This is a genomic window from Mesorhizobium sp. M0166, from assembly GCF_040322255.1.
Classification (GTDB): domain Bacteria; phylum Pseudomonadota; class Alphaproteobacteria; order Rhizobiales; family Rhizobiaceae; genus Mesorhizobium.
Genome location: NZ_JAMYTD010000010.1, coordinates 146,050 through 171,176, shown reverse-complemented (window position 1 = coordinate 171,176; position 25,127 = coordinate 146,050). Strand labels below are relative to the sequence as shown.

The 25,127-nt window shown below is 64.1% G+C and carries 27 protein-coding genes; 13 read left to right on the top strand and 14 right to left on the bottom strand.

Annotation, left to right across the window (positions count from 1 at the left end):
• Positions 1–286 precede the first annotated feature (286 nt).
• Positions 287–736: a baeRF12 domain-containing protein gene (locus NKJ46_RS14505; RefSeq protein WP_352665655.1), complete on the bottom strand. Its 450-nt coding sequence runs from the start codon at positions 734–736 to the stop codon at positions 287–289.
• Between the two features lie 441 nt (positions 737–1,177).
• On the opposite strand from NKJ46_RS14505, the gene cysG reads away from it, so the two are divergent.
• The 6 genes from cysG to NKJ46_RS14475 all read left to right on the top strand — a co-directional run bounded on the left by cysG (position 1,178) and on the right by NKJ46_RS14475 (position 6,766).
• Positions 1,178–2,629, top strand: coding sequence for a siroheme synthase CysG (cysG, locus tag NKJ46_RS14500; RefSeq protein WP_352665654.1), 1,452 nt, complete (start codon positions 1,178–1,180; stop codon positions 2,627–2,629).
• A complete protein-coding gene (locus NKJ46_RS14495; protein WP_352665653.1) occupies positions 2,626–2,931 on the top strand; it encodes a DUF2849 domain-containing protein in 306 nt (101 codons plus the stop codon). Before cysG ends, NKJ46_RS14495 begins: the two co-directional genes overlap by 4 nt.
• 73 nt (positions 2,932–3,004) lie before the next feature.
• Positions 3,005–4,675, top strand: coding sequence for a nitrite/sulfite reductase (locus tag NKJ46_RS14490; RefSeq protein WP_352665652.1), 1,671 nt, complete (start codon positions 3,005–3,007; stop codon positions 4,673–4,675).
• Positions 4,650–5,414 carry a phosphoadenylyl-sulfate reductase gene (locus NKJ46_RS14485; protein ID WP_352665651.1) on the top strand — a complete coding sequence of 255 codons (765 nt, stop codon included), beginning with the start codon at positions 4,650–4,652 and terminating at the stop codon, positions 5,412–5,414. The genes NKJ46_RS14490 and NKJ46_RS14485 overlap by 26 nt, the downstream gene beginning before the upstream one ends.
• Positions 5,415–5,472: 58 nt before the next feature.
• Positions 5,473–6,009, top strand: coding sequence for a DUF934 domain-containing protein (locus NKJ46_RS14480; RefSeq protein WP_352665650.1), 537 nt, complete (start codon positions 5,473–5,475; stop codon positions 6,007–6,009).
• 136 nt (positions 6,010–6,145) lie between these two features.
• Positions 6,146–6,766, top strand: a complete 621-nt coding sequence (locus NKJ46_RS14475) for a DJ-1/PfpI family protein (RefSeq protein ID WP_352665649.1) — start codon at positions 6,146–6,148, stop codon at positions 6,764–6,766.
• Between the two features lie 43 nt (positions 6,767–6,809).
• Here NKJ46_RS14475 and NKJ46_RS14470 read toward each other — a convergent pair whose 3' ends face one another.
• Positions 6,810–7,832 carry a fatty acid desaturase gene (locus tag NKJ46_RS14470; RefSeq protein WP_023675248.1) on the bottom strand — a complete coding sequence of 341 codons (1,023 nt, stop codon included), beginning with the start codon at positions 7,830–7,832 and terminating at the stop codon, positions 6,810–6,812.
• A gap of 126 nt (positions 7,833–7,958) precedes the next feature.
• Positions 7,959–8,162, bottom strand: coding sequence for a hypothetical protein (locus tag NKJ46_RS14465; RefSeq protein WP_023675249.1), 204 nt, complete (start codon positions 8,160–8,162; stop codon positions 7,959–7,961).
• A 237-nt stretch (positions 8,163–8,399) separates the two neighbouring features.
• Here NKJ46_RS14465 and grpE point away from each other — a divergent pair, with 237 nt between their 5' ends.
• Positions 8,400–9,035, top strand: coding sequence for a nucleotide exchange factor GrpE (grpE, locus tag NKJ46_RS14460; RefSeq protein WP_023675250.1), 636 nt, complete (start codon positions 8,400–8,402; stop codon positions 9,033–9,035).
• A gap of 112 nt (positions 9,036–9,147) precedes the next feature.
• On the opposite strand, the gene olsB is transcribed toward grpE, so the two are convergent.
• From olsB to NKJ46_RS14425, 7 genes are all read right to left on the bottom strand, one after another.
• Positions 9,148–10,023 (bottom strand): l-ornithine N(alpha)-acyltransferase, encoded by an 876-nt coding sequence (gene olsB / locus NKJ46_RS14455; RefSeq protein ID WP_292664606.1) that lies wholly within the window; start codon positions 10,021–10,023, stop codon positions 9,148–9,150.
• Positions 10,024–10,172: 149 nt separating this feature from the next.
• On the bottom strand, positions 10,173–12,461 hold the full coding sequence (locus NKJ46_RS14450; RefSeq protein WP_352665648.1) for a PAS domain-containing hybrid sensor histidine kinase/response regulator: 2,289 nt from the start codon (positions 12,459–12,461) through the stop codon (positions 10,173–10,175).
• Positions 12,462–12,550: 89 nt separating this feature from the next.
• Complete coding sequence (gene acuI, locus NKJ46_RS14445; protein ID WP_352665647.1) at positions 12,551–13,540, bottom strand: acrylyl-CoA reductase (NADPH); 990 nt, start codon at positions 13,538–13,540, stop codon at positions 12,551–12,553.
• Positions 13,541–13,591: 51 nt separating this feature from the next.
• Entirely contained in the window at positions 13,592–14,068 is a 477-nt protein-coding gene (lspA, locus tag NKJ46_RS14440) for a signal peptidase II (protein WP_352665658.1), read from the bottom strand.
• Positions 14,069–14,094: 26 nt separating this feature from the next.
• The gene (locus NKJ46_RS14435; protein WP_352665646.1) at positions 14,095–14,958 is read right to left on the bottom strand and encodes a TrmH family RNA methyltransferase; all 864 of its coding nucleotides are present in this window, start codon (positions 14,956–14,958) and stop codon (positions 14,095–14,097) included.
• Complete coding sequence (locus NKJ46_RS14430; RefSeq protein ID WP_352665645.1) at positions 14,959–16,020, bottom strand: RsmD family RNA methyltransferase; 1,062 nt, start codon at positions 16,018–16,020, stop codon at positions 14,959–14,961. It lies immediately after the preceding gene.
• Positions 16,021–16,109: 89 nt separating this feature from the next.
• The gene (locus tag NKJ46_RS14425; protein ID WP_352665644.1) at positions 16,110–16,595 is read right to left on the bottom strand and encodes an anthrone oxygenase family protein; all 486 of its coding nucleotides are present in this window, start codon (positions 16,593–16,595) and stop codon (positions 16,110–16,112) included.
• A 120-nt stretch (positions 16,596–16,715) separates the two neighbouring features.
• Here NKJ46_RS14425 and NKJ46_RS14420 point away from each other — a divergent pair, with 120 nt between their 5' ends.
• Complete coding sequence (locus NKJ46_RS14420; RefSeq protein ID WP_352488628.1) at positions 16,716–17,399, top strand: helix-turn-helix transcriptional regulator; 684 nt, start codon at positions 16,716–16,718, stop codon at positions 17,397–17,399.
• Between the two features lie 86 nt (positions 17,400–17,485).
• Positions 17,486–17,854, top strand: coding sequence for a VOC family protein (locus tag NKJ46_RS14415; RefSeq protein WP_352665643.1), 369 nt, complete (start codon positions 17,486–17,488; stop codon positions 17,852–17,854).
• Positions 17,855–17,998: 144 nt separating this feature from the next.
• Here the strand turns inward: NKJ46_RS14415 and lhpI are convergent, their stop codons facing one another.
• The 4 genes from lhpI to sppA form a co-directional block, all read right to left on the bottom strand.
• Positions 17,999–18,967 carry a bifunctional Delta(1)-pyrroline-2-carboxylate/Delta(1)-piperideine-2-carboxylate reductase gene (gene lhpI / locus NKJ46_RS14410; RefSeq protein ID WP_352665642.1) on the bottom strand — a complete coding sequence of 323 codons (969 nt, stop codon included), beginning with the start codon at positions 18,965–18,967 and terminating at the stop codon, positions 17,999–18,001.
• A gap of 52 nt (positions 18,968–19,019) precedes the next feature.
• Positions 19,020–19,352 (bottom strand): LapA family protein, encoded by a 333-nt coding sequence (locus NKJ46_RS14405; protein ID WP_352616482.1) that lies wholly within the window; start codon positions 19,350–19,352, stop codon positions 19,020–19,022.
• A 47-nt stretch (positions 19,353–19,399) separates the two neighbouring features.
• Positions 19,400–19,684: an integration host factor subunit beta gene (locus NKJ46_RS14400; RefSeq protein WP_023675261.1), complete on the bottom strand. Its 285-nt coding sequence runs from the start codon at positions 19,682–19,684 to the stop codon at positions 19,400–19,402.
• 81 nt (positions 19,685–19,765) lie between these two features.
• Positions 19,766–20,722: a signal peptide peptidase SppA gene (sppA, locus tag NKJ46_RS14395; protein ID WP_352665641.1), complete on the bottom strand. Its 957-nt coding sequence runs from the start codon at positions 20,720–20,722 to the stop codon at positions 19,766–19,768.
• Between the two features lie 306 nt (positions 20,723–21,028).
• On the opposite strand from sppA, the gene lptC reads away from it, so the two are divergent.
• From lptC to rpoN, 4 genes are all read left to right on the top strand, one after another.
• Positions 21,029–21,742, top strand: coding sequence for an LPS export ABC transporter periplasmic protein LptC (lptC, locus tag NKJ46_RS14390; protein ID WP_352665640.1), 714 nt, complete (start codon positions 21,029–21,031; stop codon positions 21,740–21,742).
• Positions 21,729–22,337 (top strand): LptA/OstA family protein, encoded by a 609-nt coding sequence (locus NKJ46_RS14385; protein ID WP_292664963.1) that lies wholly within the window; start codon positions 21,729–21,731, stop codon positions 22,335–22,337. Before lptC ends, NKJ46_RS14385 begins: the two co-directional genes overlap by 14 nt.
• Positions 22,337–23,155 (top strand): LPS export ABC transporter ATP-binding protein, encoded by an 819-nt coding sequence (gene lptB / locus NKJ46_RS14380; RefSeq protein ID WP_292664962.1) that lies wholly within the window; start codon positions 22,337–22,339, stop codon positions 23,153–23,155. The genes NKJ46_RS14385 and lptB overlap by 1 nt, the downstream gene beginning before the upstream one ends.
• A 197-nt stretch (positions 23,156–23,352) precedes the next feature.
• Positions 23,353–24,879: an RNA polymerase factor sigma-54 gene (gene rpoN, locus NKJ46_RS14375; RefSeq protein WP_352665639.1), complete on the top strand. Its 1,527-nt coding sequence runs from the start codon at positions 23,353–23,355 to the stop codon at positions 24,877–24,879.
• Positions 24,880–25,127: the final 248 nt, after the last annotated feature.

Sequence of the window (25,127 nt, the reverse complement as noted above, 5' to 3'; positions counted from 1 at the left end):
CAAGGTCATGCGCATCGGCCTCGCCGAATTCCACGCCATCAAGTACGGAACCAAACTCAATCTGCAAAATGTGTGAATCCGATAGGTGCAGAACGGGGGAGAAGGGGCTTGGACGCAACGCTGGCGACCCCCTCACCCCGTTCTTCACGGGGGTCCGAAGGACGGGCGAGACAAGCGGCTCGCCTCGGAATGGGTAAGGGTGAGGGGCGGCGCAAACCTGATGCGATTGCCCTGGCCTCTCCAGCCTGGCGACTAATTAGGAATTTGCGCGCTGCCGATGCCCCGATCAGGTCGCCTGCAGCAGGTTTTCGATATCGGGTATGCTGTGGTTGGTCAGCGTCTTTGGAATTTCCGCCATTATCTTGTCGATGACCTCCTTGTGCAGCTTCCTGCGCATGTCGCCCAGCACCGGCGGCGGCGCGATCAGCACGATCTCCTTGAAGGTGCCGCGATGCGCGAGTTTGTAGAGCCTGTCGGCAATCTCTTCGGCAAAACGCTCCTTGCCGAGACGGTGCCAGTCGGTGTCCTCGACCGCACTGCGATGGACGGAAGGGCCGTCGCTGTAGCGGCCGGGGCGATCCGTGCCTTGTTCCCGGGTTGCCGGATTTTCCTGCTCCATTTCGTGCACGACCTGAAGGTCGGGATATTGGACGTCTCCACGGTTCTCGAGGAACAGCGCCTTTTCCCCATCTGCCACCACGATCCACAGTCCGCGTTTCAGTCTGACGTTGCTCATGGGGCGCTCCTTTTTTGATTTTTCAAGCCCATCGCCAAGCCTTTGCCGCGGAGGCATGACCGGGCCTGGGCCCATAGGGCAAACGCGTGCCGAGGCGGGAATGTTCCGGTACTCGGACCCAGTATTCCGACAAGTGCCGGCGAGAGCGCCGGGCCGCCTTTGATGGCTCGGTTGGCATTCGGCGGCTTTAATCTACTAAATTGATAGAATTTAGAAAAATCTGTTTTGTAGCCGGCTCTGCCAGCCGCTAGAACGGCAGCGGATCAAGGGCCGCAACAGCAGCTTCAATCCGCTCCGCATTTGAATGTGGAATATTTTTCTCTTGGCCTTCATGCTTGCAGAAAAGAGATTGCCTGCTACGAAGCGATGCGCGAGTGGGTGCCTTCTGGTTTTTCGCGCCCGCGCGTAGAACTGATAAACGGTTCCAGGATTCCGCTCGTCATGCCGCAAGCCACGCCCAAGCTCAATGCCTTTCCCGTCTTCATGCGGGTCGAGGGCGAAGCCGTCGCCATCGTCGGCGGCGCAGAGGAAGCGCTGGCCAAGGCGCGGCTGCTCGCGCAGTCGAGCGCTGTGCTGCGCATCGTCGGCGATGCCGCAAGCGCCGATCTGCTGGCCTTTATCGCCGAGACGGGGGCCATCCACATTGCCGACGCCTACGATGCAGCACATCTCAATGGTGCGGTGATGGTGTTTGCCGCCAGCGGCAATGAGGCGCTCGACCGCCGCGTTGCCGGGGATGCGCGCCGGCTGGGCATTCCGGTCAATGCCGTCGACCGGCCGGAGCTCTGCGATTTCTTCACGCCGGCACTGGTCAACCGCGCACCGGTCGCCATCGCCATCGGCACCGAAGGCGCCGGCCCGGTGCTGGCGCAGATGCTGCGCAGCCGCATAGACCGCATGCTGGCGCCCTCGCTCGGTCCGCTCGCAGCCCTTGCCGCATCGTTTCGCGACGCCGCCGAAAAACTGCTGCCAAAAGGCAATGCCCGCCGCCGCTTCTGGAGCGATTTCTTTGGCGGCGCACCGGCGCGCGCCGTCGAGGCCGGCGAGCTTTCGCAGGCGCATGATGCGGCCGTTGGCCTGCTGCTTTCGAACGAACCGGCATCGGGCCATATCGCGCTTGTAGGCGCTGGTCCCGGCGCCGAGGACCTTTTGACGCTGCGCGCCCATCGCCTGCTGATGGAAGCCGACGTGATCGTCCATGACGCGCTGGTGCCGGAGGCGATCGTCGCCATGGGCCGCCGCGACGCCGAGCGCCTGCCGGTCGGCAAGCGCAAGGGCTGCCATTCCAAGAGCCAGGCCGAGATCAATGCGCTGCTGGTCGAGCTTGGCCACGCCGGCAAGCGCGTCGTGCGGCTGAAGTCCGGCGACCCGCTGGTGTTCGGCCGGGCCGGCGAGGAGATGGCGGCACTTCGCGATGCCGGCGTCGCCTACGAAGTGGTTCCGGGCGTCACCGCGGCCTTCGCCGCCGCCGCCGATTTCGAACTGCCGCTGACGCTGCGCGGCGTGTCGTCGTCTATGGTGTTCACCACCGGCCATGACCTCAAGGGAAATTCGCTGCCCGACTGGGCAAAGCTCGCCATTTCCGGCGCGACAGTCGCCGTCTATATGGGCCGCTCGGTCGCCGCCGAGGTCGCCGGCCGGCTGATCGAAGCCGGCCTGTCGCCGGATACCGCCGTCGCCGTGGTCGAGAACGCCAGCCTTGCCAACCGCCGCCGTTTCCACGGCACGCTCGCCGACCTGCCGTCGCTGGAGGCACGCGCCGACCTCAGCGGCCCGGTGATGACCATCATCGGCGACGCGGTCGCCGGCGCCAATTTCGAACGGTCCGAGCCGCTGGCGGCACACAGGCAGGAAGGCGTGGCCCGTGCTGCCGCGCAAGGAGTGAACCAATGAAAGTCCTGACCGCGAACCGCCTCGCCGACGGCATAGCCGTCTGGTACGCCAATGGCGGCTGGGCCGAGACCATCGACCATGCCGACATCGCCCATGACAAGGCGGCCGAGGACCGGCTGGAGGCGATTGGCGCCAAGGCTTCCGCCGCCAACGAGGTCGTTGACGTCAACCTGATCGACGTAATCGTGGCCAACGGCGTGGTCGAGGCGGTTCGGCTGCGGGAAAAGATCCGTGCCGCCGGCCCGACGACCCGCAACGATCTGGGCAAGCAGGCCCGTCCGCAAGCCGCACGCGCGGCATAGATGACACAAGCATGATCCCGATCATGCTCGAACGAAGAAAATAACGGGCGGACGCGCCCGGAAAGACCTGAATATGTACCGTTACGATGAGTTCGACCACGATTTCGTCAAGGCCCGCGCCGCCGAGTTCAGCGACCAGGTCGCGCGGCGGCTTGCCGGCGAGATCACCGAGGACCAGTTCCGGCCGCTGCGCCTGATGAACGGCGTCTATCTGCAGCTGCACGCCTATATGCTGCGCATCGCGGTGCCCTACGGCACGCTGAACAGCAAGCAGCTGCGCATGCTCGGTCATATCGCCCGCAAATACGACAAGGGTTACGGGCATTTCACGACGCGCCAGAACATCCAGTTCAACTGGCCGGCGCTGTCGGACATTCCGGCGATCCTGGCGGATTTGGCAAGCGTCGAGATGCACGCCATCCAGACCAGCGGCAACTGCATTCGCAACGTCACCGCCGACCACTTCGCCGGCGCCGCCGCCGACGAGGTTGCCGATCCGCGCCCCTATGCCGAAATCCTGCGGCAATGGTCGTCGGTGCATCCGGAATTCTCGTTCCTGCCGCGCAAGTTCAAGATCGCCGTGACCGGCGCCGAGCGCGACCGCGCCGCCATCCAGACGCACGACATCGGCCTGCACCTGAAGAAGAACGCCGCCGGTGAGCTCGGTTTCGCCGTCTATGTCGGCGGCGGCCAGGGCCGCACGCCGATGGTGGCCAAGAAGATCCGCGACTTCCTGCCCGAAGCGGATCTGTTGTCCTACTGCACGGCGATCCTGCGCGTTTACAATCTCTACGGCCGTCGCGACAACAAGTTCAAGGCGCGCATCAAGATCCTCGTCCATGAGACCGGCGTCGAGGAGATCACCCGCCAGGTCGAAGCCGAATGGCAGGAATTGAAAGACGCCGAGCTGAAGCTGCCGGAAGAAGACATCCGAGCCATCGACGCTTATTTCGCGCCGCCGGCGCTTGTCGACCGGCCGGAAGGCGACGAGGCGGTCAAGCTTGCCCGGCTCGACTCCAAGAGCTTTTCCGAATGGCTGGACCAGAATGTGGTCACCCATCGCCATCCCGACTACGCGGCGGTGACCATCTCGCTTAAGGGCATCGGCGAGACGCCGGGCGACGCCTCCGACAGCCAGATGGAAGCGGTCGCCGACATTGCCGAAAAATATTCATTCGACGAGCTGCGCGTCAGTCACGAGCAGAACCTGATCCTGCCGCATGTGGCGCGGGCCGACCTCAAGGCGGTCTACGACGCGCTTGTCGATATCGGGCTGGCGACGGCCAATTCCAACCTGATCAGCGACATCATCTCCTGTCCCGGCCTCGATTATTGCGCGCTGGCGACGGCGCGCTCGATTCCCGTGGCGCAGGAAATTTCGCGGCGCTTCGCCTCGCTGGAGCGCCAGCGCGAGATCGGCGAATTGAAGCTGAAGATTTCCGGCTGCATCAATGCGTGCGGCCATCACCATGTCGGCCATATCGGCATCCTCGGCGTCGAGAAGAAAGGCGCCGAGCTCTACCAGGTGACGCTCGGCGGCTCGGCCGACGAGAACACCTCGGTCGGCGAGATCATCGGTCGCGGCTTCAGTTCGGAAGAGATCACCGATGCCATCGAGCAGATCGTCGAGACCTATCTCGGGCTTCGGCTGGACAGAAACGAACGATTCATCGACGCCTACCGCCGAGTCGGTCCCGCGCCGTTCAAGGAGGCACTCTATGCTGGCGAAACCAAGGCCGCTTGACCGGATCGTCGACGTCGAGGCCGGCATCGCCGCCCAAGCGGCAGGTCTCGACGCGCTCTATGGCCATCTGAAGCCGCTGGAGATCATCGAGCGGTCGGCCCGGGAATTCTTTCACGGCGAAATCGCCGCCGTCTCGTCCTTCGGCGCGGATTCGGCGGTGCTGCTGCACATGATCGCCGAGATCGACCGCACGCTGCCGGTGATCTTTCTCGACACCGGCAAGCATTTCGAGGAGACGCTCGGCTATCGTGACGCGCTGGTCGCCGATTTCGGGCTGACCGATATCCGGGTGATCAAGCCCGACGATGCGGCGCTGGCAAGGATCGACCCGACCGGCAATCTGAACGAGACCGATACCGACGCCTGCTGCGACGTGCGCAAGGTCGAGCCGCTGGCGCGCGGCGTCGAGCCGTTCCGCGCCTGGTTCACCGGCCGCAAGCGCTTCCAGGCGGCGACCCGGGCAGCGCTTCCGGTGTTCGAGGCGGTCGGCTCGCGTATCCGTATCAATCCGCTGGCGCACTGGACGACATCGGACCAGGCCGGCTACATGCGCGCACATGCGCTGCGTGAAAACCCGCTGGTCGCCTATGGCTATCTGTCGATCGGCTGCTTCCCATGCACGCAGCCGGTGCAGCCGGGCGACGACGCGCGCAGCGGCCGCTGGGCCGGGCACGCCAAGACCGAATGCGGCATCCATTTGTCGGGGCTGGAAAGGTCGCTGACCGACGCCTCGCTTTAGGGTCTTTTTTGGGATCCAGGATTTTTGGCATTCAGATTTTGGACTTGGGAATTTCTTGATGAGCGACTTGATAGCCGAAAACGCCACGCGGCTGTGGACACCGGATGGGTTCCGCGAGGACGAGTGGGTTCATGCCGAAAGCGCCGAGGCGCTGGTCGGCAATGGCCGCGTCATCCTGCCGCTGCAGGCGTTTCTCGGCCTCGATCCGGAGGTGCGGCGGTCGGCAAAGGAACGCATCGGCGTGCTGCTGCAGCCCGGCGACCAGCTCGAAAAGATCGCCGGCCTGCTCGATCAGCTGTCGCTGGTGGCGCTGGCCTTCCCGGCGTTCAATGACGGCCGCTCGTTCTCCAAGGGCGAATTGCTGCGCAGCCGTTACCACTTCGCCGGCGCCATGCGCGCCACCGGGCAGGTGCTGGTCGACCAGCTGCCGCACATGCTGCGCCTCGGCTTCGACGAATTCGAGATCTCGCACCCGGTGCTGCTGAAGCGGCTCGAGCAAGGCCGCACCGGCGGACTGCCGCTGTCCTACCAACCGTCGGTGAAGCCGGAGGCCAAAGGCCCGAAATATTCCTGGCGGCGGGTGCGCGCCGGCTGATCCGCTCCAGGTGTCAGAAGCCCTATCTGGTCGGACCACATTCCCGATTCAGCCTTTTATTTTGCGCCTCTCCGCCTTACGATAGGCCCATTATTTCGCGATCCGAATAAATGTGGCCACAAGGGAGGAACCGGATATGGCTGGCAAGAAGATATTGATGCTCGTTGGCGAGTTCAGCGAGGAATACGAGATTTTCGTCTTTGAACAGGCCATGCACGCCGTGGGCCACACCGTCCATGTCGTCTGTCCCGACAAGAAGGCCGGCGATATCTTGAAGACCTCGCTGCACGACTTCGAAGGCCACCAGACCTATACGGAAAAGCTCGGCCACGACTACATCCTCAACAAGACGTTTTCAGAGGTCAACCCGGCCGAATACGACGCCGTCTATGCGGCGGGCGGGCGCGGGCCGGAATATATCCGCATCGACAAGCGCGTGCAGGCGCTGGTGCGGCATTTCCATGAAACGGGCAAGCCGATCTTCACCATCTGCCACGGCGTGCAAATCCTGATTGCAGTCGACGGCGTGGTGCGCGGCCGCGAGGTTGCGGCGCTGCAATATTGCGAGCCGGAAGTCACGCTGGCCGGCGGCATCTATATCGATGTTGCGCCGACCGGCGCTCATGTCGACGGCAATCTTGTGTCGGCCAAGGGCTGGCCGGGCCTTGCCGCCTTCATGCGCGAATGCCTGAAAGTGCTGGGCACCGAGATCCGCCAGGGCGAAATCCTGATGCGCGACCAACGCCGGGCGGCTTAAGCTCGGAATTTGGAGCCGCCGCACTCTTCGTGCGGCGGTGCGTCTACACGGCCATCCGCGCTTCGCGGAATGATACCAGTTTGCTGCGGCTCTCGTCCCACAGCGCCAGCTTGACGCAGCGCAGGCTGTCGAGGAGCGTGACGCGGCCGATCTCACGCAGCTCCGGATAGTCCCTCAGCACTTCCGGAAGCCGATAGCATGGCACCTTGGCCGAGAGGTGGTGCACATGGTGGACGCCGATATTGCCGGTGATCCAGTTCAGCACCGGCGGCAGGTCGTAATAGGACGAACCGTGCAGGGCAGCGTGCTGGAATTCCCACTCGGAGTCCTTTGTCCACTCCGTCTCCTCGAACTGGTGCTGGACATAAAACAGCCAGATGCCGGCCGATCCGGCGAGGATGACGATCGGCAAATGCACGACCAGGAACGCGCCAGGGCCAACGAACCAGATGAGCAGCGCGGCGATGACCGCGATGGCGAGATTGGTCGACATCGACGACACCCAGGGGGTGAGGCCGCCCCGCATCATGCCCAAGGGCAGTCTCTGCTCGAAAATGAAGATCCATATCGGGCCAAGGCCAAACATCACCAGCGGATGGCGATAGAGGCGATAGGCGAGCCGGCCCCGCCACGACAGTTGCCGGTATTCGGCGACGGTCAGTGTCTTGATGTCGCCGGTGCCGCGCTCGTCGAGATTGCCGGCGCTGGCGTGATGGGTTGCGTGGGCGCGACGCCAGCAATCGTAAGGCGTCAGCGTCAGCACGCCAAGCACGCGGCCGATCCAGTCGTCGGCATAGCGGTTGGCAAAGAAGGACCCGTGGCCGCAATCGTGCTGGATCATGAAGATCCGCACCAGAAAGCCGGCTGCCGGAAGGATGAGGACCAGACCCCACCAATGGCCATAGGCATAGGCGGCCGAGGACAGTGCCCACAGCGTGGCGAAGGGGATGAGGGTGATGGCGAGTTCGACGGCGCTGCGACGCCTGTCGGGCTTTTTATAGCGCGACAGGATTTTCAACCAGGCGCGCTTGCTGTTTGCCACAGCTTCGGGGGAAATCATGTTCATCATGAAACATAGGCGGAGCAGGGCGCTGCCGCAAGGCGGAGATCACGCAAAGTTACTGCGCGTAAATGTCGCGCGATGGCAAGGAATGCCGGCCACAACCGCCGGGCGCGGCGCCGGCAACGGCGCCTACCGACGGCGCCCGCCTGCGACCACCTTGGCTTCCACGCCGTCCAGGCGGTCGAGCAATTCCTTCAGACGGTCGGGAATATCGGACTCCGTGCGGAAAGCCGGCAAGGTGCGCAGAAAGCGCTTGGTCGCCTCGGTGCCGAGCTGGCGCCGGATATCGGCGGCGAGCCCGTCGCGTTTTTCGCCGTTCCTGCGGGGCATCATCTCAAAATCCTGTGTCGGCTTCGAAACTCTTCCAAGGGAGGAATGGTTCCCGCATTGTAGTAGCCTGGCAAGCAAAGCCGGCGGTCACGGTAAAGTTTGAATTAAAATCGAAAGGTTTGCGCGGCCCGCCATCAGGCCGCGACAGCGGCTGCAGTAGCGCTTGCCCCTTGATTTTTGGCCGCTAAACCTCGATATCGGGCGCAAATCCACACCATTCGAAAATGACGGGAAACGGCGATGAGCGACCAGGCAAAAGACGAACGCGCGCCCGACGAAGCCGAGAAGACCGAGGCTGCCGCGGAGCCAAGGGAAGGCGGCGTCGACGGCGACTATGAAGCGCTTGTGCGGCTTCTGAAGGAAAACGAAGAGCTGAAGGATCGCGCACTGCGCGTCGCGGCCGACATGGAGAATTTGCGCCGCCGTACCGCCCGCGACGTCCACGATGCGCGCGCCTATGCGGTCGCCAACTTTGCCCGCGACATGCTTTCGGTGTCAGACAATCTGCGCCGTGCCCTGGATGCCATCCCGGAGGAGGCCAAAGCTTCGGGCGATGCCGGGTTCAAAGCGCTGATCGACGGCGTTGAGATCACCGAGCGCGCCATGCTGTCGGCGCTGGAACGTCACGGCGTGAAGAAGCTCGAACCCGAGGGCGAGAAATTCGATCCGAATTTCCACCAGGCGATGTTCGAGGTGCCCAATCCCGACGTGCCGGCCAACACGGTCGTGCAAGTCGTGCAGCCCGGCTATTCGATCGGCGAGCGCGTGTTGCGGCCGGCCATGGTCGGCGTGGCCAAGGGCGGCCCCAAGCATGTAGCAAGCGAAGCACCGGTCGAGCCGGGGCCGGTCAATGAGCAGGCCGAGAAGGATGCGTAAGTTAGGGGAGTAGGGGAATAGGGCAGTACGGGAGTAGGGAATAACGCTACGTCGGGTAAGGTAGAGCAATTGCCTACTCCGGCCGTTGCCTTCTCTCCGCCTACTCCCCTACTCAGGCCGCAAACCGCTGCGCTTCTCCGCCATAATAATTGACGTAGCGGGCGCCGATCTCCTTGACCGGCATCACCACGAACACGTCGACCGTCGAGAATTCACGGTCGATGACGCAGCCGTCGCCGATGCGCGCGCCGACGCGCAGATAACCCTTGACCAGCGGCGGCATCGCGGCGATCGCCGCCTTGGCATTGACGGCCTCGATCGGCATCAGATCCATGGAACAATAGCGCCCGGCGACGGCACGCACGTCCCACGATGAATTCGTCCGGCAGTGGTGGGCAAGATAGGTCAGCGCCTCGGCATGTGCCGCCGGCACGGTGCCGTGGAACGACGCGCAACCGGTCATCACGCCGATGCCGTAATGGTTGATATAGGCCCAGATGCCTTGCCACAGCGCCTCGATGGTGCGCTTCGAGCGGTATTCCGGCAGAACGCAGGAGCGGCCGAGCTCGAGGAAGCGCTGGCCGGGATGCCGCGCGATCAGCTTGGTCAGCTCGAATTCGCCTTCGGAATAGAAGCCGCCGGCCGCCGCGGCAATCTCCTGCCGCAGCAGGCGGTAGGTGCCGACGATGCGGCGATGTTCGGGGCCGGAAAGCGAAGTATCGAAGACCAGCAGATGGTCGCAGAGGGGATCGAAGCGATCGGCATCGCGGCGGTCCTGCATCTGGAACAGGTCCTTCCTGGCACCAAGCTCGTCGTAGAACACCCGGTAGCGCACTTCCTGCGCGGCAGCGATCTCGGCCTCGTTGCGGGCGAGCCGCACTTCGAGATTGCCGATGCGGCCGAGCGATGCGCCTTTTATGACGGCATCGGCGTTCCGGCCGACGAGCAAAGGCCCGCTGGCGTTCGGCCGAGCATCACATTCCGGCATGACTGTATGCACGAGTGATTCTCCTTCGAGCCATCCCTCTTGGCACGGGGATACGGTGTAGGTGCAACAGGATTGTGACAGTACCGTGATACGGCTCTGCGGGCAATACTTCGTCGGCTGGGTAATCTATCGACCGTCTAGGTTGTGCCTCAGGCGGCCGCTTGCCCTTCGACCGCATGAACCAGGGCATCGGGGTCAAGCGGCTTGGTGACGAAGCCGCTGGCACCGTGAGCGAGCACGGCGTGGCGGGTCTTTTCCTGGCTGTCGGCCGACAGCACCATGATCGGTACCGGCGGCACCGCGGTCTCCTCCTCATGGCGGCGGATGGCGGCGATGGCGTCCAGACCGTCCATGACAGGCATATGCAAGTCCATCAGCACCACGTCGTAGCGGTGCTTGTGGCCGGTGCTGATGACCGCCTCGACGGCGGCCTTGCCGTTGCCAACCACTTTGACGCGATGCCCGGCCTTCAGCAGCGTGGCGCGAGCCAGCATGGCGTTGATGTCGTTGTCCTCGGCGATCAGCACCGACAGGCCTTGCTGGCGGCCGCCAATGGCGTGCCCAGCCAGCGCGCCGCGCTTTTGCAGCTGCGGCTCGGCGATGACCGGCGCATGGCTGGTCAACAGGACACGCAGCAGTGTTTCGCCGCGCACCGGCCTTGCCAGGAAGGTGGCGTAACCGTTGGCACGGAACTCGCCAAGCATGCCGCGGTCGGTCGGCGCGATCAGCGTCACCGCCTCGCAATCGGCAAATCCGCTCTGGCGCAGGCGCCTGAGCAGCCTGCCGTCGCTTTGCTCCATGGCAGCATCGATCAGCAGCACGTCACAGCTCTCGGCGAAAGCGGTGGCCTGGGCGGCGGCGGCGGCCAGATCGACCGTGCCGCCATTGGCGCGAATGGTGCGGGCGAGGGCTTCGGCCTCGACCAGGTTCTTCGATACGATCACCGCATGCCGGCCCGAAAGGGCGTCCTGGCGGATCTGCGGCGCCTCGACGGCGGAAATAGCGGGAATCTCGAAGACGAATTCGGACCCCTGGCCAAGCCGGCTCGACACGGAGATGGTGCCGCCCATGGCGGTCACCAGGCGCTTGGAAATGGCAAGACCGAGGCCGGCACCGCCATGCGCACGGGTCGAGGTGCCGTCAGCCTGTTCGAAGTCCTCGAATATGCGCTCCATGTCCTCCTCGCGCAGACCGGGGCCGGTGTCGGTGATGGTGAAGCGGATGCGGTCGGTGGATTCGGTGCGGACGCGGCCGATGCTCGCCAGGACGCCGCCGCTGTCGGTGAACTTGACGGCGTTGCCGATGAGGTTGAGCAGCACCTGCCTGACCCTGCCGGGGTCGGCGGTGATCAGCTGCGGCACGTCGGGTTCGACATGACAACCGAGGCCGATATCCTTGGCAAAAACCCGCGCCGCCAAAAGCTCGACGACATTGTCGGCGATCTCGCGCACCGACATCGGCTGCGGTTCGGGATCGAAGCGGCCGGCCTCGATCTTGGAGTAGTCGAGCAGGTCCTCGATCAGCGCCAGCAGCGCGCTGGCCGAGGTCGAGATGGCGCCGACATAGGTCCGCTGCTCGGGCGAAAGGCTGGTGTCGGCGAGGAGCCGGGCCATGCCCATGATGCCGTTCATCGGCGTGCGGATCTCGTGGCTGACGGTGGCGAGGAAGCGCGATTTGGCCTGGCTCGCATATTCGGCCCGCTCGCGGGCGGTGATCAGCGAGGATTCGGCGCGCTTGCGGGCGGTGATGTCGCGGGCGATGGCGCGATGCGAGACGGCGCCGCTGTCCTTGTCGCGCACCGACAGCTCGATCCAAGAGAACCAGCGTGGGCCGTCCGGCGTGCGAATGGCGACATCGGTGGAACTCAGGCATTCATGGTCGGAAAAGGCGGCGTCGGGAACGATGCCGACATCGATGCCCAGTTCGGCCAGGGTCTTGCCGGCGAGGTCGCGCTGGTCGGTTTCGACAAGGTCGGCGAAAACCTTGTTGGCGTAGACGATATGGCCGTCGCGGTCGCGGTGGACGACGAGATCGCCGAGTGCATCGATCAGCCCGCGAAAGCGCTCCTCGCTCTCCTGCATCTCCCACATGCGGTCGGCCAGTGTCTCGATTTCGGCGCGGCTGCGGGCGGTCGTGGCATCGAGCAGGGCCACCGCGCGGCGCTCGGTACGCCTGTTGCGCAGATGCATGGCGAGCCCGGCGATGGCTGTCGCCAAAAGGCCGATGGTGATGAAGATCGGCGCCCCGGTCAGATGCGACAGGCCTGCCAGCACGACGATGGCGACGAGCGTCAGGAAGGGCAGGCCTTCGCGGTTGGCGGCCGGTAGTTCCGGCGCCAGCGGTGGCGCGGCGACAAGTTGCCGTCCTGGTGCCTCGGGGGCCGTCCCGTCGGCCCGTTCGGCTGGTTCCGCATCTCTGATGCCGGGTTCCGCAATCATACGGAACTCCTGCCAGACAGAGCTTATCGAAGGTTGTGGTTGATCGTTCGAATTTTAGCGGTCGCGCTCTTTTTTGTCCCTTTGGAGGCTCATATGTCCACCACCACGCGGCCGCGGATCTTACCCTCGACGATGTCATGCGCGGCGCCGATGATGCCGTCGAAGCCGATGCTCGTCGACAGGCTGGCAAGCTTTGCGTGATCGAGATCGGCGCCGATGCGGCGCCAGGCCTCGAGGCGGACCGCCTTGGGCGCCATCACCGAATCGATGCCGAGCAGCGAGACGCCGCGCAGGATGAAGGGGGCGACGCTTGCCGGCAGGTCCATGCCGCCGGCGAGGCCGCAAGCGGCGACGGCGCCGCCATAGGAGGTCATCGACAGAATGTTGGCCAGCGTGTGACTGCCGACCGCATCGACGCCGCCGGCCCAGCGTTCCTTGGCGAGTGGTTTTGCCGGCTGGGTAAGCTCGTCGCGTGAAATCACTTCCGCGGCGCCGAGGTCGGTTAGATAGGGGCTTTCGGCACTGCGACCGGTCGAGGCGACGACGTGATAGCCGAGGCTGGACAGGATCGAGACCGCGACCGAGCCGACGCCGCCGGCAGCGCCCGTCACCACCACCGGGCCGCGATCGGGCACGATGTCGTGGCGCTCCAGCGCGATGACGCAAAGCATGGCGGTGTAGCCGGCGGTGCCGACCGCCATCGCTTCATGCGGGCTCATGCCGTCCGGCAGCGGCACCAGCCAGTCGCCCTTGACGCGGGCGCGTCCGGCATAGGCGCCGAAATGCGTCTCGCCGACGCCCCAGCCGTTCAATATGACCTTGTCACCCTTGCGCCAGTCGGGATTGGAAGACGAGATGACGGTGCCGGCGAAATCGACGCCCGGCACCAGCGGCCAGCGGCGGATCACCGGCGCCTTGCCGGTGATTGCAAGGCCGTCCTTGTAGTTCACCGTCGTCGCCTCGACCGCGACGGTGACGTCGCCCTCCATCAGGTCTGCCTCGGTAAGCTCGGTCACCGCGACCGACTGGTTTTTCTCGGCGTCGCGCGAAACGAGGATGGCGTTGAAGGTTTCGGGCATTTTTTCTCCTCGGGCTTGCAGATCAGAATGTGCGGCGCCAGGCGAGTGAGGTCAATCGCCCGACGTTCCGCGCCGCCAGCCAATGAGTTCGTCGAAGACGACCAGCACGGCACCGACCGAAATGAAGGCGTCGGCGAGGTTGAAGACGGCGAAGGACCAGACCGGCGTATGAAACAGGACATAGTCGATGACGTGGCCATAGGCAGCGCGGTCGATCAGGTTGCCGAGCGCGCCGCCGACGATCAGTGCGAAGCCGATGCGGGCAAGCAGGTGACCGGGCGGCGTGCGGGCCGCAAGACAGAGCACGAAAGCGACCACCAGAACCGCGACGACCACCAGGCCGGTGTCGCCGAAGGACGAAAACAGCGAGAACGCGATGCCGGTGTTGTAGGTGCGGTACAGCGCCAGGAACGGCAGCAGGTCGAGCCGTTCCTGAAAGGCAAGGCCGGTTTCGACCAGATATTTCAGCAACTGGTCGAGCGCTATCGCGGCGACGACCAGAAGAGCATACGGCCTCCAGGACTTCATGGTTTGCAGTTTCACGGCTTGGGATGTCACGATCTGGCGTCCTCCGGGCCGAGCTTCAGCGCGCCGCGCCGGATCTCGAACAGCATGACGCCGGTGGCCACCGCCAGGTTGAGCGAATCGGCGCGGCCCGCCTGCGGTATCCGCAGCAGCTTGTCGCAGCTTGCGGCAAGCTCGTCAGGCAGGCCTTGCTGCTCGTTGCCCATCACCAACAGCACCGGACCTTTTGAAAAATCGACCGAGCGGTAGTCGACCGCACCCTTCAAATGGGTGCCGGCGACGAGCCCGGGAAAGCTCGTTCGCCAGGCGAGAAAAGCTTCGGGCGACGCCTTGGCGACCGGCACGGCGAAAATCGAGCCCATGGTGGCGCGCACCGTCTCGACCGAAAAGGGATCGGTGGTCTCGCCGACCAGGATGACGCCCCTGGCGCCGACAGCGTCGACGGTGCGGATGACGGTGCCGAGATTGCCGGGGTCGCGCACCCGATCGAGCGCCACCCAGACGTCGCCGTCACGGGCGCGGATGTCTTTCAGCGGCAGGAATTTTTGCGAGAACACGCCGACGACCATTTGCGGATTGTCGCGGCGGGTGATGGCGACCAGCACTTTTTCCGAGACTTCAAGTACGGTGCCGCCGGCGGCGACCGTGCGCGCCGCGACCTTTTCGACTGCCGCATTGCCACGTCCGGCCTTGGCGAAGACCAATGTCCTGATCGACCAGCCAAGATCGAGCGCGTCGATGACCAGCTTCAGGCCTTCGGCAATGAAGGCATTCTGCTGGTCACGGAATTTCTTCAACGCGAGCGCCTTGATGTCCTTGACCAGCGGGTTGGCGAGGCTGGTGACTTCCTTCACCTGCCCTGGCGCGCCTGCATGCCGTTCGTACGCACTCATTCAAGCCACCCAGCGTGAGAACAGCGAGGTCGACAGCGCCCGGCCGGCGGAATTCTCGCGGATGATCAATTCGCCCGATTCGACCGTGCCGCCCATGCCGGCGAAGGTGTCGCGCATCAGGGCATGGATGGCGAAGAAAGAGGCGCGGATCGAATAGGCGGTCAGTACCACGGCGAGCGGCTTCGGCGTCAGGATGGCGCGGCAGATGTCGGTCAGCGCCGGCAGGTCCTCAAACAGCTGCCAGACCTCGCCCTTCGGTCCGCGGCCATAGGCGGGCGGGTCGAACAGGATGATGTCGTAGCGGCTGCCGCGGCGCTCCTCGCGTTCGGCGAATTTCACGGCATCGTCGACGATCCAGCGGATCGGCTTTTGCGACAGGCCCGCCATCTCCTGGTTTTCGCGCGCCCAGCCGATCGCCTTCTTGGAAGCATCGACATGCGTGACCTCGGCGCCGGCACGCGCCGCCACCAGCGAGGCAAGGCCGGTGTAACCGAACAGGTTCAGCACCTTCACAGGCCGTTTTGCCGCCGCGATCAGCCCGGCCATGTGATCCCAGTGCGAGGCCTGCTCGGGAAAGACGCCGACATGGCGAAACGACGTGAAGCGGCCGAGATAGTCGATGCCGTCGTGCTTCATCGGCCAGGTCTCGCCGAGCGGCGTCTTGGGGAAGCGCCAGCGGCCGATGCCTTCCTCGTCGGTATCGCCGGTGAAAATGGCGTCGGCGCGCTCCCAGTCCCTGGCCGGCAAAGCCTTTTGCCAGATCGCCTGGCCCTCCGGCCGAACGATGCGGTAGGGGCCGTATTGCTCGAGTTTTTCTCCGGCGCCGCTGTCGAGCAGCGCGTAGTCCTGATTGGGGCCGACCTCGAGGATCAGCGGCAGATGTTCGGCAGGCAGCGCACCATCGCGGCGGGATAGAGGGCGCGGCGCGGCTTTCGGCTCGGACCGGTCTTGCGGTTTAGGCTCCGAGCCGACGGTCAGGCCGGCATCGCGCCGCCGCGGCTGCTCCGCCCCGCCCTTCGTGGGCGGGCGGCTGTCGCGGCGTTTGTCGCGAGAAGGTTTCAAGAAGGCGCATCTCCGGAAGGCGGCTCGGCCGCTTCTGCCACAGCACATTGACCGGCGCAACAAAAGGGCTGCGGACGTGCGCAACCGGATCAGCCGCGCCTGATCGACAGCAGGCCGATTGCGAGCGCTATGAAACCAACGGCCTTGAAGCCGGTGACGACCATATGGCCGGTTTCCCAGCGGCTCCGGATAGTTTCGAAATTGTCCGGGATCGGTCCAGGCACCCAGGTGGCCAGGACATCGTTTGCCGGTTTGACCAGGGTAAACCACGCCACGAGGGCTATCAGATAAAGCACGGTGGCGGCCAAGACCCACCAGAATGCCGGGTGGTCGCTGCGCAGCATCCAGGCGAGAAGGCCCGGACAGACGATCGCGGCCACGTCCAGCGGTGCGCCGACAATCGCGAAGAATTGGAACTGAGCGTTGAAGACAGTGGTTTCACGCCAGAGCGAAGGCGACCACCTGGTCAGCCGCGGCACCGATTCCAGCACATGGGCGAAGGACGGCCCAAGGCTGAGCGCAGCGACGATGGCGGTCAAAACCGACCAGAACAACAGAAAACCGCGTATATCCATAATGGCCAGACAACGGCGTGAGGGCGCAGACGTTCCGGTCGGCGATCATCTTGCTTGCCGCCGAAAGTGCAGGCGCTATCGTCCATTCAAATTGGGCATCCATCAACCGGGTTGCGATCCATGTCCCGCGCCGAACGCCTGCTCGACCTGATCCAGATCCTGCGCCGGCATCGCCGGCCGGTCAGCGGCCGCAGCCTTGCGGGCGAAATGGGTGTGTCGATCCGCACGCTCTATCGCGACATCGCCACGCTGCAGGGGCAGGGCGCGCCGATCGAGGGCGAGGCGGGGCTGGGTTACGTGCTCAGGCCAGGTTTCATGCTGCCGCCGCTGATGTTCACCGATGAGGAGATCGAGGCGATCGTGCTCGGTTCGCGCTGGGTGGCCAAGCAGCCGGACTGGCGGCTCGCGAACGCCGCCACCGACGCGCTGGCCAAGATCGCCGCGGTGCTGCCGGACGATTTGCGTGAAGAGCTCGATGCCTCGACGCTGCTGGTCGGGTCGCGCACCGAGGTCACCGAAGGCATCGATCTCGGAGTGGTGCGGCAGGCCATCCGGGAGGAGCGCAAGCTGAGCTTTGTCTATCGCGACGCCGGCGGCGCTGCCTCCGAGCGCACCGTCTGGCCGTTCGCACTCGGCTTCTTCGACAAGGTGCGTGTCGTCGCCGCCTGGTGCGAGATGCGCCAGGATTTCAGGCACTTTCGCGCCGATCGGATATCCGGCCTCAACGCCACCGAGATGCGCTATCCGCGCCGCCGTCAGGTACTGCTCAAAGAATGGCGGGCGACGCTCGACACGCCAAACTGAGGCTGCTGCTCAGTTAAGACTGCTGCCAGAATCTGGCAGTGGCGTACTCTATGCTCCGCCAATCGAAACCATCTGGAGAGCAATTCATGACACCGCCCAATTTCGTCATCCTCTATGTCGACAAGCCTGAGCAAAGCGGCGCCTTCTACAGCGCGCTGCTTGGGCGGCAGCCGGTCGAGACCTCACCGACCTTCGTGCTGTTCGTGCTCGACAGCGGCTTTAAGCTCGGCCTCTGGTCGCGTCACACCGTGGAGCCGGCCGCCGCGGCAGCAGGCGGCGGCGCCGAGATCGTCTTTGCGCTGCACACGCCGGATGCCATCGATGCCACTCACGCCGACTGGGCCGGACGCGGGCTGAAAATTCTGCAGACGCCGACCGACATGGATTTCGGCCGCACCTTTGTCGCGCTCGATCCGGACAACCACCGGCTGCGGGTTTATTGGCAAAAGGAGTAGGGGAATACGGAAGTAGGGGAGTAAGGCAGTACGTGACAGGAAAGATAGCTGGCGCGGCGCCGCACGATCAGTACGGTTTCCTACTCCCCTACTCCCCTACTCCCCTACTCCCCTACTCCCCTACACCCCTACACCCCTACTCCCCTACTCCCCTACACTTGCCCGATACACGGCAATGCCGGCGGCGAGGTCCTCGAGGGCCGCGCCAACCGACTTGAACAGCGTGATCTCGTCGTCGCTCTGCCGGCCTTTTTTCTGGCCGCGCGTGAGTTCATAGAGGTCGGCGACGATGGCTTCCGGCTTCAACACGCCGGATGCCAGCGGCTGGACGATATCGCCTGCTTCCTTGGTGGCGCCGGCGCGGGTGTCGACATAGACGCGGGCGCGTAGGATCGCGTCGTCGTCGCTTTCGCGCATCGCCGGCGTGAAGCCGCCAACCAGATCGACATGGATTCCTGGCTTCAACAGTGCCCCCTTGATCAATGGCATGGTGGTGATGGTCGCTGACGATACGATATCGGCCTTTCCGAGTTCGGCGTCGAGATCGCCTGCTGCTTCGGCCGAAAAACCATCGGCACGCAATTTTGCCGCAACCTTTTCGGCATTGGCCGGCGTGCGGTTCCAGATGCGGATGTTCCTGATCGGACGCACCGCCGAATGCGCCTTTGCAAGGAATGGCGACAACGCGCCGGCGCCGACCACCAGCAGCCGCGATGCGTCCTCACGGGCCAGATAGGAGGCGGCCAGCGCCGAGGCGCAGGCAGTGCGCCACTGCGTCAGCCGCTGGCCATCGATCAATGCCTGCGGTTCGCCGGTGGCGCCGTCGAGCAAGAGGTAAAGCCCCATCACCGCCGGCTTGCCGACGGCATTGTTGTTGGGCGACACGGTGACGATCTTGACGCCGATATGGCCATCGGCCGAGGTGCCGGCTGCGTTGAAGTCGGTCCAGGCCGGCATCAAGAGCAGCGTCGAGGCGGCGCCGTCGGGCCGCTCGACCGTGTGATGGTGCCTTACCGGCTGCACGGCGCCATCGCGAAAAGCGGCACGCAACGTCTCGACCAGCCCGGAAAAGGTCAGCGCGCGGTCGACCTCGGCGGCGGAAATGGTCAGCATGAAAGGCTCCGTGGAGAACTAGGCCGGTTGTGCTTCAGGCCCGAGCCGCGGCTCAGTTCGTCGGCTTCGGCAAGGCTGGGCTCTGCGACGCGGTGGGCGCGCGGCTGACCGCCTGGCGCAGGTTCTCGGCCTCGGCGCCGCGCTGGCGCGCCAGCTTGCGGTAGCGGCCCTGCTTGATCCAGGTCGCCAGGCTGCCGACGATCATGCCGATGGCCAGCGCCAGGAACAGGAAAATGAAGAGCGGCACGGTCAGCGTCAGCGCCGGATTGCCGGGATTGAACGGATCGAGCGTGAAGGCCACCGGTTCGCGGTTGGCGACGGCCAGCGCAATCAGGATGACGGCCAGCGGCACGAAAACCACGATGAGAATGAAGCGATTGAACATGTTTTTCCGTTCGGAAGAAAAGGCAGGAGCGGTGGCGGGCGCCGCGCCTATTTGCCTCCGTTCAGCCTTTCACGCAATTCCTTGCCGGTCTTGAAGAACGGTACCCATTTCTCCTCGACCTCTACGGATTCGCCGGTGCGCGGGTTGCGGCCGGTGCGGGCAGGGCGGTTTTTCACCGAAAACGCGCCGAAGCCGCGCAACTCGACCCGGTTGCCCTCGGCAAGCGCGTCGGTGATTTCATCGAAGATGGCGCTGACAATGTTTTCGACGTCGCGCAGGAAAAGATGCGGATTACGCGTGGCGATGATCTGCACAAGTTCGGATTTGATCATGAAAAGGCTCCCCGTAAAAGCAGTGCCGCCGAAATTATCAGAATGATTTTATTTGGTTTTTCACTCGTCCCAAGCGGTTTCTCAAGGGTGCCAGACGGAAACGAGACCGTCAAGAAACAAGCGGTCCGCTCCAATTTCGTGAAGGACATCGCCGCCATAGCCGGGCAGGCCAAGCGCAGCACCGACGGTCTGCGCCATCGCCTTGGAGAACAGGAAACCACCGCGTTTTTCCGTGTCCTTCCATTCCACCACCTTGAGCTTGGCATCGACACCCTTGCCTGCAAGCCAGTCGATCGCTTCGGCTTCGCCGCCGACCGCGTCGATCAATTTGTTGGTGACCGCCTGCCGGCCGGTGAAGATCGACCCGTCTGCGAGCGCCAGCGCCTCCGGCTTGGTCATGTTGCGGCGCTCGGCGACGATGCCGACGAACCAGTCGTAGCTGTCGAGGATGAGCTTGCGGACCATGGCGCGCTCATCGTCATTGGTCGGCTTGAAGGGAGAAGGCGAGGCCTTCAAGGGCGAGGATTTCACCTCCTCCAGCTTGACGCCGAGCTTGTCCATGAGGCCGCTGACGTCCGGGTACTGGATCAGCACGCCGATCGAGCCGACGATCGAGGATTTGCGTGCGACAATATGGTCGGCCGCAGTGGCGATCATGTAGCCCGCCGAAGCCGCGAGCGTGCCGACCTCGGCCACCACCGGCTTGTCGGCGGCGAGCTTGCGCACTGCCTCATAGATCGACTCGCCACCGACGGTGGTGCCGCCGGGTGAATCGATCGACAGGATCACAGCCTTAACGCGCGGCGACTGACGGATGGCCTCCAGCCGCTTGATCAGTTCTTCGTCTTCGGTGATGGTACCTTCGATCTTGACCTTGGCGATGTGGTCGACAGCCGCGCCGGTGAAGTCGTCACCATAGATCCACGCCGAGAAGGCGATCAGTCCGGCTGCGGCGACGATAATCGCCGCAACACGCCAGAACGTCAGCTTGCGGCGCAAGCGGCGGCGGTCGATCAGGTCGTCGGCTCTCAATGCCATGGTCAGCCTCGTAGTCGGTGGGAGCAGATGCTTTTAAAGCAACCATTCGCGCCCGGCTACCGTTTCCTGACGGCCTTGCGCCAAAGGCCGTTAGGCATTCGCGGCGAGCCTCGACCTGTCACGTTCCACAGGCTCTAACACTGTGCGCCCATATCTGGTATGAGGTACAGGCTGCGCTGGGGCCATTTTCATTGTACAGGGGCGGCTGTCACATTTTTGCGGTTTTCCTCGGCTTGTGCTTGCTTGAGGGCGCCGGCACCCCACCTATAGGGCGGCCTGGCGGGCAGGGGTTTAGAAGAAGCAGTCATGTTAGCGGGACCAATCGAACCGACCAACACCGAGACGGAGTTGGCTCCCAAGGCCGCAGGCCGGGCGCGGGGCGACGCCTTTGACATTGCGCAGCGTCATTCGCGCCGGGTCCGGATCCTCAAGCTGGCCGTGCCGCTGGTCGCTGCCGTGATCGCGGTCGCGTTTCCGGTCTATTCCTATCTCATGGCGCCCCCTGCAATCGAGGTGCAGGCCGACGGCGGCGCCTTTGCCGATGGCAAGCTGGTGATGGCCAACCCCAAGCTCAACGGCTTCACCAAACAGAACCTGCCCTATTCGATGACAGCCCTGCGCGCCATACAGGATGTCAGCAAACAGGGCATCATCGATCTGGAAGGCATCAAGGCCAAGCTGCCGATTGCGGCCGACAACACGGCCGCCATCAATGCCACGCACGGCACCTACGATCGCGACGGCAACACGCTCAGCCTGACCAGCGATGTGACCGTGTCGACCACGGATGGTGTGGTGGCAAAATTCAAATCAGTCTATCTCGACATGGGCGAAGGCACTATGAAGACAAGCGAGCCCGTCGATGTCAGCCGCGGCGGGTCGCGGATCAGGGCGGATTCGATGTCGGTCCAGGACAATGGCAAGGTCCTGGTTTTCGAGAACAAGGTGCGCGTCGACATCGATCCCGCCAGTTTGAAGGCGGCAGAGGCAAAGAGCGGAGAGACCAATGCGGTTCAGTAGTTCGGCACGGCGCCTCGCCGCGATTTCGGCGTTGACGCTCGGGTTGCCCTTGGGGCTGACCTTCGGGACAGCGCCGTCGCTGGCGCAATCCAGTGCCACCAGCCAAATGTCCGGTCTCAGGCTGTCGGGCGACAAGCCGATCCAGATCGAAAGCGACAAGCTTGAGGTGCGCCAGGCGGAAAGCGTCGCCGTCTTCACCGGCAACGTCAACGTCGTCCAGGGTCCAACCGTGCTCAAGGCCGGCAAAATGACGGTCTATTACGTCAGGGATGCAGGCGCCGCCAAAGGCGCCCAGCCCGCGGGTGCCGCGGCAATGACCGGATCCGCCAACATCGACCATCTCGAGGTCGACGATAAGGTCTACATCAAATCGGACAATCAGGTTGCCACTGGCGACCGCGGCACCTTCGACATGAAGACCGAAGTGCTGGTGCTTTCGGGCAGCAAGGTCGTGCTCTCGCAAGGCGACAACGTGCTTGTCGGCTGCAAGCTTACCGTGCAGATGAAGAGCGGCCTTGCCCAGGTCGACGCTTGCGGCGGCCGCGTCATGATGTCGATCACGCCGCCGGCGAAGTCTGGAGCAGCGAAACCCTGATGACCGGCATATCGTCGCTGCTGGCGCGTCTTCCAGGGCGCGCCGCCAGCAAACTTGCGGCACCGGCCAGGGTCACCGTCGAAGCGGCAAAGTTCAAGGGAACTTTGATCGCCAAGGGGCTGACCAAAAGCTACAAGGGCCGCAAGGTCGTCAGCGGCGTGACGCTGGGCGTGCGCGCCGGGGAGGCGGTTGGGCTGCTCGGCCCCAACGGTGCCGGCAAGACGACCTGTTTCTACATGGTAACCGGCCTGGTGCCGGTCGATGAAGGCACCATCGAAATCGACGGTTTCGACGTCACGTCGATGCCGATGTATCGCCGCGCCCGTCTCGGCATCGGCTATCTGCCGCAGGAAGCCTCGATTTTTCGCGGCCTGAATGTCGAGCAAAACATCCGGGCCGTGCTCGAAGTGGTCGAAAAGAGCCGCAAGGAGCGTGAGCGCCTGCTCGACGAATTGCTCGAGGAATTCCATATCAGCCATCTGCGCAAGGCTCCGTCGCTGTCGCTCTCCGGTGGTGAGCGGCGACGGCTCGAAATTGCCCGCGCCTTGGCAACCCGCCCCGCCTACATGCTGCTCGACGAACCGTTCGCCGGCATCGACCCGATCGCCGTCGCCGACATCCAGCAGCTCGTGCGCCACTTGACGGCGCGTGGCATCGGCGTGCTGATCACCGACCACAATGTGCGCGAGACACTTGGCCTGATTGACCGCGCCTACATCATCCATGCCGGCCAGGTGCTGACCCATGGCCGAGCCGACGAGGTGGTCGCAAATGCCGATGTGCGGCGGCTTTATCTCGGCGAGGGATTTACGCTCTAAATGCGAAATTCCGGTTCGAGCGGGATTTCCGGCGTAGTCCAGCAGCTTTTTCTTCAATTTTCTGCCTGAAAACGCGCCGGCAGGCGAGTTTTACGGCTCCTCGCCTTGACAAGCAAAAGCCGGGCCAGTTTCTATGCTGGCCTGGAAAATTCCTTCCAGCAGTGCGGGTGCGTAGACGGAGCGTTTGAAACCGAACCATGGCGTTGGCGGCAAAACTACAGCTACGACAGTCGCAGTCGCTGGTGATGACGCCGCAGCTGATGCAGTCGATCCGCCTGCTCCAGTTCACCCATCTCGAGCTGGAACGCTTCATCGACGACGAGATCGAACGCAATCCCCTGCTGGAGCGCGCCGAACCGCAGGAGGACGCCGCCAGCGACCAGGCGCAGAAGGGCGACGCGGCATCGGAACCGGCTGCCGACGGCGACTGGTTCGAGGCGGAGACGGCGTGGAGCGCCGAGGCGATTTCGGAAAAGCTCGATACGTCGCTGGAAAACCTGTTTCCTGACGATCCGGGTACGAGCGAGCGGCTCGGGCCCGACCTGACGGCGCAATGGAAATCGGCGTCCGGCAACGGTTCCACCTCTTCCTCCGATGGCTTCGATGTCGCGGATATGGCGGCGGCTGCCATCACGCTGCGCGACCATGTCGGCGAGCAGGTGGCGCTCGCCTTTGCCGATCCGGTGGCGCGCCTGATCGCTAGCGAGCTTGCCGACGGCCTCGACGAGGCCGGCTACATGCGTGCCGACATGGCCGAGATCGCGGCCCGCCTCGGCACGGACGCCACGGCGGTGGCGAGGGTCCTGGCGGTCTGCCAGACATTTGAGCCCGCCGGCATCTTCGCCCGCGACCTCGCCGAATGCCTGTTGCTGCAGCTTGCCGTGCGCGACCGGCTCGATCCGGCGATGAAGGCGCTGATCGCCAATCTCGAACTCCTGGCACGGCGCGATTTCCAGACACTGAAGCGGATTTGCGGCGTCGACGAGGAGGATCTGCTCGACATGCTGGCCGAGATCCGGGCGCTCGACCCGCGGCCGGGAATGGCGTTTTCGCGCGGTGCCAGCGATGCGATCGTGGCCGACGTCGAGGTGCGCGCAGCCAATGACGGCAGCTGGACGGTCGAGCTCAACGCCGAGACGCTGCCGCGCGTGCTGGTCGATCACATCTATTTCGCCCAGGTCACGCCACATGCGAAAAACCAGGCGGAAAAGGATTTCCTCGCCGAATGCCTGCAGAACGCCAACTGGCTCACACGCAGCCTCGACCAGCGGGCGAAGACCATTCTCAAGGTGGCCTCCGAGATCGTGCGCCAGCAGGACGCTTTTCTCGTCCACGGCGTGCGGCACCTGAAGCCGCTCAACCTGCGCACGGTGGCGGACGCCATCGGCATGCACGAATCAACGGTCAGCCGGGTCACGGCAAACAAATACATGCTGACGCCGCGCGGTGTGTTCGAACTGCGCTATTTCTTCACCGCCTCGATCGCTTCGTCAGGTGGCGGCGATGCGCATTCGTCGGAAGCGGTGCGCGACCGCATCAAGCAGCTGATCGACGAGGAGAAAGCCGTCGATGTGCTTTCCGACGATGCCATCGTGGACATGCTGCGGGAAAGCGGCGTCGACATCGCCAGGCGCACGGTGGCCAAATACCGGGAAGGCATGAACATACCCTCGTCGGTGCAGCGGCGGCGCGAAAAACGCGCTTTGGCCAGTGCCGGCCGTTGAGCTCCGGCGGAATTTCCACGGCTTTCGCCCTTCATTGACAAGCGGCAACGAAGTGGCTAGAAGCCCGCCCGCATGAGACGGGCTGGCGAGTGGATTTGAGTTCGCCGATGCCCGCACGAGAGATGGTCCGTCACGACGTAGGCCACGGGACGGCCAAGAAGGCGGCTTGTGATCAACCGGAAAGTTCGGATCTAAAATCGGCGCAAGTGACGCCGCAAAAGCTTGTGCGCGCGGACCACGAGTATAAA